14 protein-coding genes and 1 tRNA gene are annotated in these 14,708 nt (G+C 63.6%); 11 read left to right on the forward strand and 4 right to left on the reverse strand.

Annotation, left to right across the window (positions count from 1 at the left end; translation table 11 throughout):
* The first annotated feature begins 126 nt into the window (after positions 1–126).
* From E8E95_RS22535 to E8E95_RS22555, 5 genes are all read left to right on the forward strand, one after another.
* Positions 127–202, forward strand: a tRNA-Glu gene (locus tag E8E95_RS22535).
* A 164-nt stretch (positions 203–366) separates the two neighbouring features.
* Entirely contained in the window at positions 367–906 is a 540-nt protein-coding gene (locus tag E8E95_RS22540; RefSeq protein ID WP_280354033.1) for a TetR/AcrR family transcriptional regulator, read from the forward strand.
* An 11-nt stretch (positions 907–917) separates the two neighbouring features.
* Entirely contained in the window at positions 918–1,760 is an 843-nt protein-coding gene (locus tag E8E95_RS22545; protein ID WP_280354035.1) for an alpha/beta fold hydrolase, read from the forward strand.
* A 104-nt stretch (positions 1,761–1,864) separates the two neighbouring features.
* A complete protein-coding gene (locus tag E8E95_RS22550) occupies positions 1,865–2,515 on the forward strand; it encodes a bifunctional 4-hydroxy-2-oxoglutarate aldolase/2-dehydro-3-deoxy-phosphogluconate aldolase (RefSeq protein ID WP_077525284.1) in 651 nt (216 codons plus the stop codon).
* A complete protein-coding gene (locus E8E95_RS22555; RefSeq protein ID WP_179057864.1) occupies positions 2,512–2,961 on the forward strand; it encodes a thioesterase family protein in 450 nt (149 codons plus the stop codon). The genes E8E95_RS22550 and E8E95_RS22555 overlap by 4 nt, the downstream gene beginning before the upstream one ends.
* Before the next feature lie 3 nt (positions 2,962–2,964).
* Here the strand turns inward: E8E95_RS22555 and E8E95_RS22560 are convergent, their stop codons facing one another.
* Positions 2,965–3,357, reverse strand: coding sequence for a hypothetical protein (locus E8E95_RS22560; protein WP_280354040.1), 393 nt, complete (start codon positions 3,355–3,357; stop codon positions 2,965–2,967).
* Positions 3,358–3,483: 126 nt separating this feature from the next.
* Here E8E95_RS22560 and E8E95_RS22565 point away from each other — a divergent pair, with 126 nt between their 5' ends.
* A complete protein-coding gene (locus tag E8E95_RS22565) occupies positions 3,484–4,464 on the forward strand; it encodes a tRNA-dihydrouridine synthase (protein ID WP_280354041.1) in 981 nt (326 codons plus the stop codon).
* Here E8E95_RS22565 and E8E95_RS22570 read toward each other — a convergent pair.
* Positions 4,461–5,207, reverse strand: coding sequence for an SDR family oxidoreductase (locus E8E95_RS22570; protein WP_280354043.1), 747 nt, complete (start codon positions 5,205–5,207; stop codon positions 4,461–4,463). The genes E8E95_RS22565 and E8E95_RS22570 overlap by 4 nt on opposite strands.
* 112 nt (positions 5,208–5,319) lie before the next feature.
* Here E8E95_RS22570 and E8E95_RS22575 point away from each other — a divergent pair, with 112 nt between their 5' ends.
* A complete protein-coding gene (locus E8E95_RS22575) occupies positions 5,320–5,766 on the forward strand; it encodes an Hsp20 family protein (RefSeq protein WP_280354044.1) in 447 nt (148 codons plus the stop codon).
* 63 nt (positions 5,767–5,829) lie between these two features.
* Here E8E95_RS22575 and E8E95_RS22580 read toward each other — a convergent pair whose 3' ends face one another.
* Both E8E95_RS22580 and E8E95_RS22585 read right to left on the reverse strand, forming a co-directional pair.
* Positions 5,830–9,510 carry a PAS domain S-box protein gene (locus E8E95_RS22580; protein ID WP_280354045.1) on the reverse strand — a complete coding sequence of 1,227 codons (3,681 nt, stop codon included), beginning with the start codon at positions 9,508–9,510 and terminating at the stop codon, positions 5,830–5,832.
* 112 nt (positions 9,511–9,622) lie between these two features.
* A complete protein-coding gene (locus E8E95_RS22585) occupies positions 9,623–10,510 on the reverse strand; it encodes a LysR family transcriptional regulator (protein ID WP_077525439.1) in 888 nt (295 codons plus the stop codon).
* 166 nt (positions 10,511–10,676) lie between these two features.
* Here E8E95_RS22585 and leuC point away from each other — a divergent pair, with 166 nt between their 5' ends.
* The 4 genes from leuC to leuB are packed head-to-tail and all read left to right on the forward strand — an operon-like array spanning position 10,677 to position 14,667.
* On the forward strand, positions 10,677–12,101 hold the full coding sequence (leuC, locus tag E8E95_RS22590) for a 3-isopropylmalate dehydratase large subunit (RefSeq protein ID WP_280354048.1): 1,425 nt from the start codon (positions 10,677–10,679) through the stop codon (positions 12,099–12,101).
* A gap of 15 nt (positions 12,102–12,116) precedes the next feature.
* Positions 12,117–12,761 (forward strand): 3-isopropylmalate dehydratase small subunit, encoded by a 645-nt coding sequence (gene leuD, locus E8E95_RS22595; RefSeq protein WP_280354049.1) that lies wholly within the window; start codon positions 12,117–12,119, stop codon positions 12,759–12,761.
* Between the two features lie 16 nt (positions 12,762–12,777).
* Entirely contained in the window at positions 12,778–13,542 is a 765-nt protein-coding gene (locus E8E95_RS22600) for a class I SAM-dependent methyltransferase (protein ID WP_280354051.1), read from the forward strand.
* A gap of 42 nt (positions 13,543–13,584) precedes the next feature.
* Positions 13,585–14,667 (forward strand): 3-isopropylmalate dehydrogenase, encoded by a 1,083-nt coding sequence (leuB, locus tag E8E95_RS22605; RefSeq protein WP_280354053.1) that lies wholly within the window; start codon positions 13,585–13,587, stop codon positions 14,665–14,667.
* The last annotated feature ends 41 nt before the right edge of the window (positions 14,668–14,708 follow it).

Consider the following 14,708-nt stretch of genomic DNA (forward strand, 5'->3'; position numbering starts at 1 on the left):
AGCTGGGAGAGCGCTTGCATGGCATGCAAGAGGTCGACGGTTCGATCCCGTCTAGCTCCACCAAATCGATGCCAAGTGCATCACTCAGGGCCAGCCTAAGTGCTGGCCCTGCTGTTCGAAGGTTTTGTCCCCTTCGTCTAGTGGCCTAGGACACCGCCCTTTCACGGCGGTAACAGGGGTTCGAGTCCCCTAGGGGACGCCACTTTTCATTTCCCGCTTTGCGGGCTTTCAAGGGTCATTCCAGTTTGGGATGGCCCTTTTGTTTTTTCGCCCCTTTTTTTCCGTGCCGACGAATGGCTTCCCAGCCAGCTTGCCATTTTGTATTACAAAAATAATATTATGACTGTAATTCGAAAGGAGGCTGACATGAGCGAGAAGAAAGCCCAAACCCGAGAGCGCATCCTTCAGGCGGCTGCCTCGGCCATGTTGCAGCATGGTCCGCAAGAACCGGGCGTCGCAGATGTGATGGGGGCCGCCGGGCTGACGGTGGGCGGTTTCTACGCTCATTTCGCCAGCAAGGATGCCCTGATGCTGGAGGTGTTCGAGCAACTGCTGCGAAAGCGCCGGGATCTCGTGGCGTTGATTGATCAGGGCCTCCCTGGTGCTGAGCGGCGTGCGCTTGCTGCGGGTTTCTACCTGTCACGGAAACACCGGGATGCCACTCGCTCCGGTTGTCCGCTACCCAGTTCCCTGAGTGCGATGGCGCAGTTGCCGGGAACGTACCGGGAGCTGTTGGCGGAACACCTGGAGGTGCTCAGCGCCAGGATGTGCGACAGCCCCGAGGAGGTCGATAAGGCACTTGCCGACATCGCGCTGATGGTCGGTGGCCTGGCGCTGGCGCGGGCCTTGGGCGAGGGTGATCTGTCCGATCGAGTATTGCGTGCCGCCAAGTCGGCGGTCATTTAAGGAGCCAGATGATGAATAGCCTGAGCCTCATTCGCGGCGTGAACGCCACCCTTGGTCGTCTGGCGCCACAGGCTGTCGCCCGGCGCACGCGTCGCCAATTCATGACGCCCCGCAACCGGGCGCCGCGGGAATGGGAGATGCAACTGCTTGGCAGCTCCGAACGGATCACCCTGCGCTTCGGTCTATCCGCGCTGCGCTGGGGGAGCGGTCCCACCGTCTTGCTGATGCATGGTTGGGAAGGGCGCCCCACCCAGTTCGCCAGCCTGATCGAGGCACTGGTGGCGGCCGGCTATGGTGTGGTGGCGCTGGATGGTCCCGCCCATGGGCGCTCGCCCGGGCACGAAGCGAATGTGGTGCTTTTCGCGCGGGCGTTGCTGGAAGCCGCAGGAGAGCTGCCGCCGCTGCATGCGGTGATTGGTCACTCCATGGGCGCTGCAAGTGTCCTGTTGGCCAGCCAGATGGGGTTGCGAGCCAAGGCCCTGGTGAGCATCTCGGGCCCCAGCCGAATCCTTGGACCGCTGCGTAGCTTCGCGCGAATGATGGGGCTGCCGACAAAAGCGCGAGCACATTTCGTCAGCCAGGTGGAGCGGCACGCGGGCATACCCGTTGCCCATCTCGACGTGGAACGCTATCAGCTGGAAATACCGGGGCTGGTCGTGCATGCCGAGGACGACCTGTTGGTGCCGGTCGCCGATAGCCAGGTCATTCATGATGCGTGGTTCGACAGCCAGTTGCTGAGACTGGAGCAGGGTGGCCACCAGCGCCTGCTCGCCGATACCCGGGTGATCCAGGCCGTGCTCACCCTGCTGGAACAGGTTCAGGATGTCCGCATCGCGACAGAAGCTCTGCGTTGAGGCTGGCAGGTGACCTGCCGACAGTGCTCTACTTCCAACGTTCAACGGCTCGCTAAGGTCGCTTGCGACAATGAGCCGGGGACCTTGCAATGTGGAGAACTGACATGAGCCTGACGATGGATGTGGTGCTGCAGCGGGCGCGACCGGTTCTGCCCGTGCTGGTGATCGAGGATACCGGGCTGGCCCTGGACCTCGCCGGGGCACTGAGCGCTGGCGGCGTCGAAGTGCTGGAGGTGACCTTGCGTACGCCGCGGGCGCTGGATGCGCTGGCGGCAATCCGCAAGGAGTTCCCGGACCTGCTGGTGGGCGCTGGCACCTTGATCCACACCGAACAATTCCTCGAGGCGCGCGATGCCGGGGCGCATTTTGCCGTCAGCCCCGGATGTACCGAGCGTCTCGCGGCGGCCGCCGAGGATTCCGGCCTGCCGTACCTGCCAGGTGTGATGACCCCCTCCGAAGTGTTGCTGGCGCTGGAGTACGGCTATCGCTCGCTCAAGCTCTTCCCGGCCAACGGAAATGGCAGCGTGAAGATGCTGAAAAGCCTCAAGGGGCCGTTCACTGGCATCCGTTTCTGCCCTACCGGCGGCGTGACCCCCGACAATCTGCCCAGTTTCCTGCGCCTGCCCAATGTGGCCTGCGTGGGGGGCACATGGATCGCGCCCTCGAGCCTGATCCGTGCCCGCGCCTGGGACCAGATCACTCAACTCGCCACCGAGGCCCGCGAACTGGCCAGCAACTTGGAGCAGCATCCATGAACTGGGACATGCCCAATCCCTTCGTCATCGATATCAAGGTAGGTGCCGACGACATCGACGGCCTTGGTCATGCCAACAACGCCGTATACGTCAGTTGGCTGGAACGTTGTGCCTGGCGGCACTCCCAGAACCTGGGGCTGGACCTGGCCGAATACCGCCGGCTGGACCGCGCCATGGCAGTGCTGCGACATGAGATCGACTACCTTGCCGCTGCCTACGAGGGCCAGGAGCTGCAGATGGCTACCTGGATCGTGGAGTCGGATCAGCGCCTGAAGATGGATCGGCGCTTCCAGCTGGTGCGACCGGAAGATGGCGCCACCCTGCTGCGGGCGAAGACCACTTTCGTCTGCATCGAGCTCTCCTCCGGCAGGCCGAAGCGTATGCCGACGGAGTTCGTCGAAGGGTATGGCCAGGCCCTGCAGCCGCCATTTCCGCTGGAGCTCTGAGGCTCACCCCTCTACCGGCGCGAGGAACACCTCGTGCTGGTCCTGGACGATACGAAAGTGACGGACTTCGCCGGGTTTGAAGAGGGCCGACTGCGGGTCGCCGGCAAACAGCCCGGCACAGTTGCCGGAACCGCTCTGCGCCACTCTCAGCGCGACCTCGCCCGCGGGTACCGGAATGCTCACCGACTGGCCGGGCGCTATCTTCGCCACGAGTTCGTTCTGCACGTAAAGGTCGATGTCGCAGGCATTCGGGCTGTTTTCATCGCGGCTGATCAGGAGTTCGCCAATGGCGTCCGGTACCGGTCGCCGCGGCGACGCCAGGATCGCCTCGCTGGCGGCGAAAACCACAGTGGAAGCCAGCGTGAGTGCGGCAAGGACGGGTACGAGCGAATTCATCGTGGCGTTTCTCCTGCGCTGAATCGGAGAAATTTCGACCACCAGTCCAGCTGGATGCTCCCCGGGATATTCGCCGTCCGTCATGCTGCGTAAACTACGCGCCTTTTTCCTGTGAGCCTGTCATCCATGCAAATCGCCCTGGCCCCGATGGAAGGGCTGGTCGACGAAATCCTTCGCGATGTGCTGACCCGTGTCGGTGGCATCGACTGGTGCGTGACCGAATTCATCCGGGTTTGCGACCGCCTGTTGGCGGCCAGCACCTTCGAGAAGTTGGCCCCCGAACTGGCCGATGGTGCCCGCACTCGCGCCGGTACACCCATGCGCGTGCAATTGCTGGGTTCCGACCCGGTTTGCCTGGCGGAAAACGCGGCCTTTGCCTGCGAGCTCGGCGCGCCAGTGATCGACCTTAACTTCGGTTGCCCGGCCAAGACGGTGAACAAGTCGCGCGGCGGCGCGGTGCTGCTCAAGGAGCCCGAACTGCTCCATGCCATCGTCCGCGAGGTGCGCCGTGCCGTCCCCGCGGATATTCCGGTGACTGCGAAGATGCGCCTCGGTTTCGACAGCCCCGATGGTGCCCTGGATTGCGCACGCGCGCTGGCCGACGGCGGTGCGCAGCAGATCGTGGTGCATGCGCGGACCAAGATTGAAGGCTACAAGCCGCCAGCGCATTGGGAATGGGTGGCGCAGGTGCAGGACACGGTCAAGGTCCCGGTGTTCGCCAACGGCGAGGTCTGGACCCTGGCTGATTGGCGCCGCTGCCGCGAAGTGAGTGGCGTGGAAGACATCATGCTGGGTCGTGGCCTTGTGTCGCGACCGGATCTGGCGCGGCAGATCGCTGCGGCGCGCGCCGGAGAGCCGGTGGTGGAAATGACCTGGGCGGAGCTTCAGCCGATGCTTCAGGATTTCTGGCGTCAGGCCCGGCGCAAGCTCGCTCCGCGCTATGCGCCAGGGCGCCTGAAGCAGTGGCTGGGCATGCTCACTCGCAGCTATCCCGAAGCGGTCGCGCTATTCGCCGAGGTGCGCCGGGAGAATGACTGCGCCCGGATCGACGCCTTGCTTGGCGTTCCGGACCTGCAACGGGAATGGACTGAAGCCGTCTGCGCCTAGCGGCCGCCAGCGACATCGAGGAAGCTGCCGCTGGTATAGGACGCTTCCTCGCTGGCCAGCCAGAGAATCGCTGCAGCCACTTCCTCCGCTTCGCCACCTCTGCCCATGGGCACCGACTGGCGCACCCGCTCGACCCGGTCCGGCTCGCCGCCGCTGGCGTGGATTTCGGTACGTATCACGCCAGGGCGCACCGCATTGACGCGAATCCCTTCCGCCGCCAGCTCCTTGGCCAGCCCCAGGGTCATGCTGTCGACGGCCCCCTTGGCCGCTGCGTAGTCGATGTACTCATTGGGCGCACCGATGCGCGCGGCAATGGATGACAGGTTGACGATAGCGCCGCCCTGGCCGCCATGCCGCGTCGACATGCGCTTGATGGCTTCCCGCGCGCAAAGGAAGCTGCCCACCACATTGGCCCGCAGTACCCGCTCGAAACGAGCCGCGTCCATGTCCTCCAGGCGCATCTGGCGCTCCAGCATGCCGGCGTTGTTGACCAGCACATCCAGCCGCCCGAATTCCTGGTCCAGGCGTTCGAACATGTCCATCACCTGGGATTCATCACCGACATCCGCGCGCAGGAGGAGGGCGCGACCGCCGGCGGACTCGATTTCACGCGCCAGGGTTTCGGCTGCTTCCTGCTGCTGTCGGTAGTTGATACCCAGGGCATAACCGCGTTGTGCTGCGAGGCGGGCCGTGGCGGCGCCGATGCCGCGGCTGGCGCCCGTGATCAGCATGACTTTCTGCATGGGAGTTCCTTCGGGGCTTGAAATGTTTTCGGCTGTCCCAATCTAGGGTACTGCGGGATGCCGAAGTCGGGTCCCGCACTTGAACCACTTGCTGATTATTCAGGAGATTTTCATGAGCACTGCATTTTCCCTTGCCCCTCTGTTCCGTCATTCCGTGGGCTTCGACCGCTTCAACGACCTGTTCGAATCCGCCCTGCGCAATGAGAGTGGCAGCACCTATCCGCCCTACAACGTCGAGAAGCGCGGTGACGACCAGTACCGTATCGTCATTGCCGTGGCCGGCTTCCAGGAAGAAGACCTGGAGCTCCAGGTTGAGCGCGGTGTGCTGACTGTCGGTGGCGGCAAGCGCGAGAAGAGCGACGAGTCCGTCACCTATCTGCATCACGGCATCGCCCAGCGCGCTTTCAAGCTGTCCTTCCGCCTGGCCGACCACATCGAAGTCAAGGCTGCTGCGTTGCAGAACGGCCTGCTGAACGTCGACCTGGTACGCGTAGTGCCGGAAGAGGCCAAGGCCAAGCGCATCCCGATCAACGGGCACCGTGCAGTGCTGGAGAACTGATCTCCTGGCTTCCCCCCCAAAAAAAAGAGAGGGCGCCTGCGGGCGCCCTTTTTTGTGCCGACTTCAGACGGGTGAAGGTCGTTGCTGGCTGTGTGCCAACAGGGCGCGGAACTCCGCCAGCGGCACCGGCTTGCTGTACAGGTAACCCTGGTACAGGTAGCAGCCCTGTTGCTCGAGGAAGGTCAGTTGCTCGTCGCGTTCCACGCCCTCGGCGATGATTTCCAGCCCCAGGCTGCGCGCCATGGCGACGATCGCTCGAATGATCTCGGCGTCGTTGGGGGCCTGGGTGGCGTCGCGAACGAAGGACTGATCGATCTTCAGCGCGTCGACCGGTAACCGCTTCAGGTAGGTCAAGGACGAGTAGCCGGTGCCGAAGTCATCCATTGCGAAGCTGGCGCCAAGCTTCTTCAGGCGCCGCATCTTGCCGATGGTGTCCTCGATGTTCTGGATGACGATGCCTTCGGTGACCTCCAGTTTCAGCAGCTGGGCGGGCAGTTGGCTCCGTTGCAGGGTGCGTTCAACCCGCTCGACGAAATCGCTCTGGCGGAACTGTCGTGGGCTGATGTTCACGCACAGGCTGAATGCTCCGGCTGCGACCAGCCCCTCCGCCGTCAGCTGCTCGCAGGCGTTGCACGCTTCATCCAGCACCCAGGCGCCCACTTCCAGGATCAGGCCGCTTTCTTCCAGGACCTGGATGAACTGGCCGGGAGACTGTTGGCCAAGCGTCGGATGCTGCCAGCGGAGCAGGGCCTCCGCGCCCACCACGCGGTTGTTGCGGGCATCCACCTGGGGCTGGAAGTGCAGCTCGAACTCCCCACGGGCCAGGGCCTGGCGCAGGTCGTTCTCCAGGCGCAGGCGTTCGCTGGCTGCCTCCTGCATGGTGCTGCGGAAAATCTGGATGGCGTTCCGCCCCGAATCCTTGGCGCGGTAAAGGGCGATGTCGGCGCGCTTGAGCAAATCCGCGGGGCTCGCGCCGTGGTCCGGAATCAGGGCGATGCCGATGCTGGGAGTGACCTGGAGGCGATGGCCATCGAGCAGCATGGGTTCGGCCAGCAGCTTGCGCAGTTTGTCGGCAATCTCGCGAACCTGGCGGGTGACTTCCGAGCGTTTGCCTTCGAGCCCGGTGAGCAGCACTACGAATTCATCACCGCCGAGGCGTGCCACGGTGTCTTCCAGTCGCACGCTGGCTTCCAGGCGGGCGGTGACCATCATCAACACGGCGTCGCCAACGGGATGGCCGAGCGAGTCGTTGATGTGCTTGAAGTGGTCGAGGTCGAGGAAGAGCAGGGCGCCGCGCATGTGGTGGCGTTGCAACAAGGCAATCTGCTGGGTCAGTCGATCGGTCAGCAGGGCGCGGTTGGGCAGGTTGGTCAGCGGGTCGTGGTAGGCCAGGTGCTGGATTTGCGCTTGCGCGTCCTTGAGCGCACTGATATCCCGCGCGGTCAGCAGCAGACAGGGCGTGCCGTCCAGATCGATCTGTTCCACCGAGACTTCCACCACCTTCTGGCTGCCGTCGCGATGCTGCCCGAGCATCTCCAGGTGGTGGACGCGGCCATTGCGTGCGATCAGCTCGAGCAGATGCTCGCGTTCTGTCGGATCGGCCCAGATGTTCATTTCACTGGCGGTGCGGCCCAGCACCTCGTCGGTGCGGTAGCCGGTCAGGCGACTGAAGCCTTCGTTGACCTCGATGTAACGGCCGGATTCGCGCTCGGTGATAGTGATGGCGTCAGGACTGGAGTGGAACGCCTTGGCGAATTTCTCCTGGCTGGCCTTCAGCGCGGCCTCGGCCTGTTGGCGCGCGGTGATGTCGCGGAAGGTCGTGGTGATGCAGAGCTGGCGTTCGACACGGATGAACCGGCTGGAAACCACACAGGTCAGCAGTCGACCATCGCGGGTCAGGAAGCGCGCTTCCACGTTGTCCAACCCCTGGTCGCGGAGCAACTCTCCAAACAGCCGCGAGCGCTGGTCGGGGTCTGCCCAGAACTGGATGTCCGGCGCGCTGCGGCCGACGATCTGCTCCGGCTGCCAGCCGAACACCTCGCTGAAGCTCGGGTTGATCTCGATGAACTGCCCATCGCGAATGCGCGAAACGCAAATGGGGTCGGGGCTAGCCTGGAACAGGGTGACGAACTTTTCTTCCGAAGCCGCCAGGCGTTGCTCGCGGCGGACGCGCTCGCTGATATCCATGAGAATACCGGTCATCCGCTGTGGTCGGCCCAGTTCATCGCGATAGAGCTTGGCGGTGCTTTCCAGGTAATGCACTTCGCCGTTGGCGAAGCGCGTTCGGTAGGTCACCTGATAGTCGTTCTCGTGGCCGTCCAGAAGTCCCTGGTAGGCGCGGCGCATGCTCTGGCGGTCTTCTTCCGGTACGCATACGAAGAAGTCGCGGAACTCGCCTTCGAAGGGCTCCTTGGCCAATCCGTGAAGGGCCGATGCGCGGGCAGAGCCGTACAGCGTGCCATTGGCGATGTGCCAGTCCCAGGTGCCGAGGTCGGCCGATTCGAGCGCGAGATTGAGGCGCTCCTGACTGTCCTTGAGGGCCTGCTCCTGGGCGCGCTGGCGGGTGACGTCGTGGACGGTCAGCACCAGGCAGGTGCGGCCGTTCAGTTCGATCTCCTCGCCGTAGAGCAGGCAGATGGCACGACTGCCATCCCGACGCCGGAGCTTCACTTCCAGTTCGTCGAGGTGCCCGTCACGCTGCAAGGTGTCGAGCATCATCTGGCGCTGCATCGGGTCTTCCCAGATGCCCAGTTCCAGGGAGCTGCGGCCAATGGTTTCTTCCTGGCTCCAGCCGAACTGGCGCTCGAAGCCGACATTGATCTCGAGGAACAGGCCGCTGGCTCGATCAGTGATCACCACGGCTTCCGGCGTACTGCGAAACGCCTTGGCGAACTTCTCTTCACTGATGCGCAGTGCATGTTCCGCGCGCTTGCGTTCGGTGGTGTCGAGGAAGGTGCTGATCAGGTACGGCTTGCCTTCCAGTTCCACATACTGGCTGGAGAGCAGGCCATCGAGGATGCGGCCGCTGCGGCTGCGCAGCTTGACCTCCTGTGCCACCGGCGAGCTACTGCCACGGGCGTGGCAATGCAGCCATTCGCGCTGACTGAGGTCTTCCCAGATGCCCAGTTCCAGGGTGGTGCGGCCAATGGTTTCGCTTGCCGGCCAACCCAGCACGTCTTCGAAATGCTGGTTGGCTTCGACTATCAGGCTGTCGCTGAGGCGAACCAGCAGCACCACGTCGGGACTCAGGTGAAAGAGGCTGGAATAGCGTTGTTGCGAATTGACCAGTTCCTGGGCGCGTTGCTGTTGTTGGGTGACGTCCCGGATGACGCCCACCATGCGGCGTTGCCCATTGCTTTGCGGTTGCAGGCTGCCATTGATTTCCAGCCAGTGCAGGCTGCCGTCGGGCCAGCGAATGCGATGGCGCATGGCGCGCTCTGCCTGGCGCCCGGCAAGGGCTTCCTGGAACTGGCGCAGCACTTCGACGCGTTCGTCTTCGGGAATCAGCTGTATGTAATCGACCGGTTCGCTGAGCGGCTGGCGCGGGTCCAACCCGAACAGGGCCTGGGCACCGCGTGACCAACTGACCCGGCCAGTATCGATATCCCACGACCAGGCGCCGAGTCGGGCGCCATTCAGTGCTGCAAGCAGGCTGGTAGCGTCCTGCCAGGATTGCTCGAAGGCGACAGGGTCAAGGGCGGGAATATGGGGAAATGGAGGATTCGGCTCACTGGCTTTGCGCATGTGCGCCCCTTTCCGGCGATAGGGCAGATGTTCGGGTCGGTGAATCGCGGGGATGTGCCTGACGCCTTCCCGACCCTGTTCTTATGGTGTGCGCCTCAACTTATCTTTGCCTTCACAGGTATGCAAGGTCGTCGCGTTGCGCGTCCAGCAGCGCCATGAAGGCCTTGGCGGCGTTGGACAGGGTGCGCTCGGTATGCAGGATGTAGCCGAGCTGGCGCGATAGCTGGATGTCCTGCAGGGGCAGGCGTACCACCGAGTCGTCGAGCATGGTGCGCGGCAGCACGCTCCAGGCGATGCCGATGGAAACCATCATCTTGATGGTCTCCATGTAGTTGGTGCTCATGGCGATGTTCGGCATCAGGCCTTCGGCCTCGAACATGCGGCGGACGATGTGGTGGGTGAAAGTGTTGCCGCCCGGGAATACCGCCGGATGCCGCGCCACGTCAGGCAGGAAGATGGTCTTGTCGCGGGCCAGGGGATGTTCCGGCGCAGCGACGAAATCCAGCGGGTCGTTCCACACCGGCACCGCCTGCACGGGCAGCGCGGTTTCCGGTGCGAGGGTGATCACCGCCAGTTCCACGCGTCCGTGGAGGATTTCCTCATAGGCCACCTCCGAATCGAGGAACTGGATGTCCAGGGCGACCTGAGGATAGGCGCGGGTAAAGGCGCGCAGCAGCGGCGGCAGTCGGTGCAGGCCGATGTGGTGGCTGGTGGCCAGGGTCAGGCGACCGCTGATATCGCCGGACAGGTTGCTCAGCGCGCGGCGGGTGTCATCCAGCACATTGAGGATCTGGTAGGCGCGCGGGAGCAGGGCGCGCCCGGCCTCGGTCAGGCTTACTTCGCGACCCAGGCGGTCAAACAGGCGCACACTGAGCTGCTGTTCCAGCGAGGCGATGCGCTTGCTCACCGCAGGCTGGGTCAGGTGCAGGCGTTCCCCGGCTTCGGAGAAGCTGCCGGTCTCGGCGATGGCGATGAAAGCATTGAGGCTGGCCAAATCCATATCTGGGCTCCATGGGTTGCGCCGCTAGGATATGCATTCCTTAGTGGAATGCTTTAAATAAAAAATATGAATTTGAGTTATTGGATGCAAGCCCCTACGATCGTCCCCACAAGCAAAAGGGGCTTTCGACCCCTGCGCACAGAAACAAGCTGATGAGGACCTGACGATGGCCGGCAAGACGCTCTACGACAAGCTCTGGGATGCTCACGAGGTGAAGCGCCGCGACGATGGTTCGTCGCTGATCTACATCGACCGTCACATCCTTCACGAAGTGACCTCGCCGCAGGCCTTCGAAGGGCTGCGTCTGGCGGGTCGCAAGCCTTGGCGCATCGACGCCAACATCGCCACTCCGGACCACAACGTGCCGACCACCCGCGCCGAGCGCCAGGGCGGCCTCGAAGCCATTGCCGATGAAGTGTCGCGCATCCAGGTCAAGACCCTGGACGAGAACTGCGATGACTTCGGCATCCTCGAGTTCAAGATGAACGACGTGCGCCAGGGCATCGTCCACGTGGTTGGCCCGGAGCAGGGCGCCACCCTGCCGGGGATGACCGTGGTCTGCGGTGACTCGCACACTTCCACCCATGGCGCTTTCGGTGCGCTGGCCCACGGCATCGGCACCTCCGAGGTCGAGCATGTGCTGGCTACCCAGTGCCTGGTGGCGAAGAAGATGAAAAACATGCAGGTGCGCGTGGAGGGCAAACTGCCCGCCGGCGTTACCGCGAAGGACATCGTTCTGGCCGTTATCGGCAAGATCGGCACCGCTGGCGGCAATGGCCATGCCCTGGAGTTCGCTGGCAGCGCCATCCGTGACCTGTCCGTCGAAGGCCGCATGACCATCTGCAACATGTCCATCGAAGCCGGTGCCCGCGTCGGCCTGGTGGCGGTGGACGAAAAGACCATTGCCTACGTCGAAGGCCGTCCGTTCGCGCCCAAGGGCGCTGACTGGGACAAGGCCGTGGCCGCCTGGCGCGACCTGGTGTCCGATGCCGACGCGCATTTCGATACCGTGGTCGAACTGCGTGCCGAAGACATCAAGCCGCAGGTGAGCTGGGGTACTTCGCCGGAGATGGTGCTGCCGGTCGACCAGCGCGTGCCGGACCCGGCCGCTGAAGCCGACCCGGTCAAGCGCGGTTCCATCGAGCGCGCGCTGAAGTACATGGGCCTCGCCGCCAACCAGGCGATCACCGATATCCAGCTGGACCGTGTCTTCATCGGTTCCTGCACCAACTCGCGTATCGAAGACCTGCGCGCTGCCGCAGAAGTCGCCAAGGGCCGCAAAGTCGCCGCCACCGTCAAACAGGCGCTGGTGGTGCCGGGCTCCGGCCTGGTCAAGCAACAGGCCGAGAAGGAAGGCCTGGACAAGATCTTCCTCGAGGCGGGCTTCGAATGGCGCGAGCCGGGCTGCTCCATGTGCCTGGCAATGAACCCGGACCGCCTGGAGAGTGGCGAGCATTGCGCCTCCACCTCCAACCGCAACTTCGAGGGTCGTCAGGGCGCGGGTGGTCGTACCCACCTGGTCAGCCCGGCCATGGCCGCCGCTGCTGCGGTGACCGGCCGTTTTGTCGATGTTCGCGAGCTGCTCAAGTAAGGAAGGAGAGTCGAGATGAAAGCCTTTACCCAACACACCGGTCTCGTCGCTCCGCTGGATCGCGCCAACGTCGATACCGATCAGATCATTCCCAAGCAGTTCCTCAAGTCGATCAAACGCACCGGCTTCGGCCCCAACCTGTTCGACGAATGGCGCTACCTCGATGTGGGGCAGCCCAACCAGGACAACTCCAAGCGTCCGGTGAACAAGGACTTCGTGCTGAACTTCCCGCGCTACCAGGGCGCCAGCGTGCTGCTCGCTCGCGAGAACTTCGGTTGCGGCTCCTCCCGTGAGCACGCGCCCTGGGCGCTGGAGGAGTACGGTTTCCGCGCCATCATTGCGCCGAGCTATGCCGACATCTTCTTCAACAACAGCTTCAAGAACGGCCTGCTGCCGATCATCCTGAAGGACGAGGAAGTCGACGAACTCTTCCAGCAGTGCGAGGCCGCCGAGGGCTACCAGCTGACTGTCGACCTCGCCGCACAGACCGTCACCCGTCCGGATGGCAAGCAGTACAGCTTCGAAGTGGATGCGTTCCGCAAGCACTGCCTGCTCAATGGTCTGGACGACATCGGCCTGACCCTGCAGGACGCCGAAGCGATCAAGACCTTCGAAGGCAAACACCGCCAGGACAACCCCTGGCTGTTCCGCGACGCCTGATATCCAGGAGCATGAAGTGAACGACAAGGCCCATGAACAGGTAGTCCAGAGTCAGTTCGGTGAACAGGCCGCTGCCTACCTGAGCAGTGCTGTGCATGCCCAGGGCACCGAGTTCGCCCTGCTGCAGGCTGAAGTGGACGGACGTCGCGATGCGCGTGTGCTCGACCTCGGCTGCGGTGCTGGTCATGTGGCCTTTAATGTGGCGCCGTTGGTCGGCGAAGTCGTTGCGTACGATCTCTCCGCGCAGATGCTCGATGTGGTGGCGAGTGCCGCTGCCCAGCGTGGACACGGCAATGTCGTCACGCAGCAAGGGGCGGCTGAAGCGCTGCCGTTTGCCGATGCCAGCTTCGATTTCGTCTTCAGCCGATATTCGGCGCACCACTGGAGCGACCTGGGCGTAGCCCTGCGTGAAGTGCGTCGGGTGCTGAAGCCGGGCGGCGTGGCGGCCTTCATCGACGTCGCTTCGCCGGGCCGCCCATTGCTGGACACCCACTTGCAGGCCGTAGAAGTGCTGCGCGACACCAGCCATGTACGCAACTACTCGCCCGCCGAGTGGCTGCGCCAGGTGGCCGAGGCCGGTCTGGCTACCCGAAGCCATACCCGCCAGCGCCTGCGCCTGGAGTACAGGTCCTGGGTCGAGCGCATGCGCACGCCGGTGGTGTTTCGCGAGGCGATCCTGGCCTTGCAGAACGCAGTGGGCGATGAGGTTCGCGAGTATTTCGAGATTGCCGCGGACGGCTCCTTCAGTACCGATGTCCTGGTGCTCTGGGCCGAACGCTAGAACGAATTGCATGGCGCGGAGTGCGCCTAACGAGAGGAAAGCATGAGCAAGCAGATTCTGATTCTCCCCGGCGACGGTATCGGCCCGGAGATCATGGCCGAAGCGGTCAAGGTGCTGGAAGTTGCCAATGACAAGTTCCAACTCGGCTTCGAACTGACCGAGGATGTCATCGGCGGCGCCGCCATCGACAAGCATGGCGTGCCCCTGGCCGACGAAACCCTCGAACGTGCACGCAAGGCCGATGCTGTCCTTCTGGGCGCCGTGGGCGGTCCGAAATGGGACAAGATCGAGCGCGACATCCGCCCGGAGCGCGGCCTGCTGAAGATCCGCTCGCAACTGGGCCTGTTCGCCAACCTGCGCCCGGCCATCCTTTATCCGCAACTGGCCGAAGCCTCCAGCCTCAAGCCGGAAGTGGTCGCTGGCCTCAACATCCTGATCGTTCGCGAGCTGACCGGTGGTATCTACTTCGGCCAGCCCCGTGAGCAGCGCGTGCTGGAGAACGGCGAGCGCCAGGCGTACGACACGCTGCCGTACAGCGAGAGCGAGATCCGTCGCATTGCCCGCGTTGGTTTCGACATGGCCCGCGTGCGCGACAAGAAGCTCTGCTCGGTGGACAAGGCCAACGTGCTGGCCTCCAGCCAGCTGTGGCGCGAAGTGGTGGAAGAGGTGGCCAAGGATTATCCGGACGTCGAGCTCAGCCACATGTACGTCGACAACGCCGCCATGCAACTGGTGCGTGCGCCCAAGCAGTTCGACGTGATGGTTACCGACAACATGTTCGGCGACATCCTGTCGGATGAGGCTTCCATGCTCACCGGTTCCATCGGCATGCTGCCTTCCGCCTCGCTGGATTCGAACAACAAGGGCATGTACGAACCCTGCCACGGCTCGGCACCGGACATCGCCGGCCAGGGCATCGCCAACCCATTGGCGACCATACTTTCCGTATCGATGATGCTCCGCTACAGCTTCAACCAGACCGCTGCTGCCGACGCCATCGAGAAGGCCGTCAGCCTGGTGCTGGATCAGGGCCTGCGGACGGGCGATATCTACTCCGCCGGTGCGGCCAAGGTCGGTACCCGCGAAATGGGCGATGCTGTGGTCGCAGCACTGCGGAATCTGTAATCTGTCGGGCCCGCTGGAAAACCAGCGGCCCACTTTTTCAC

The organism is Pseudomonas sp. BN414, assembly GCF_029871275.1.
GTDB lineage: Bacteria > Pseudomonadota > Gammaproteobacteria > Pseudomonadales > Pseudomonadaceae > Metapseudomonas > Metapseudomonas resinovorans_C.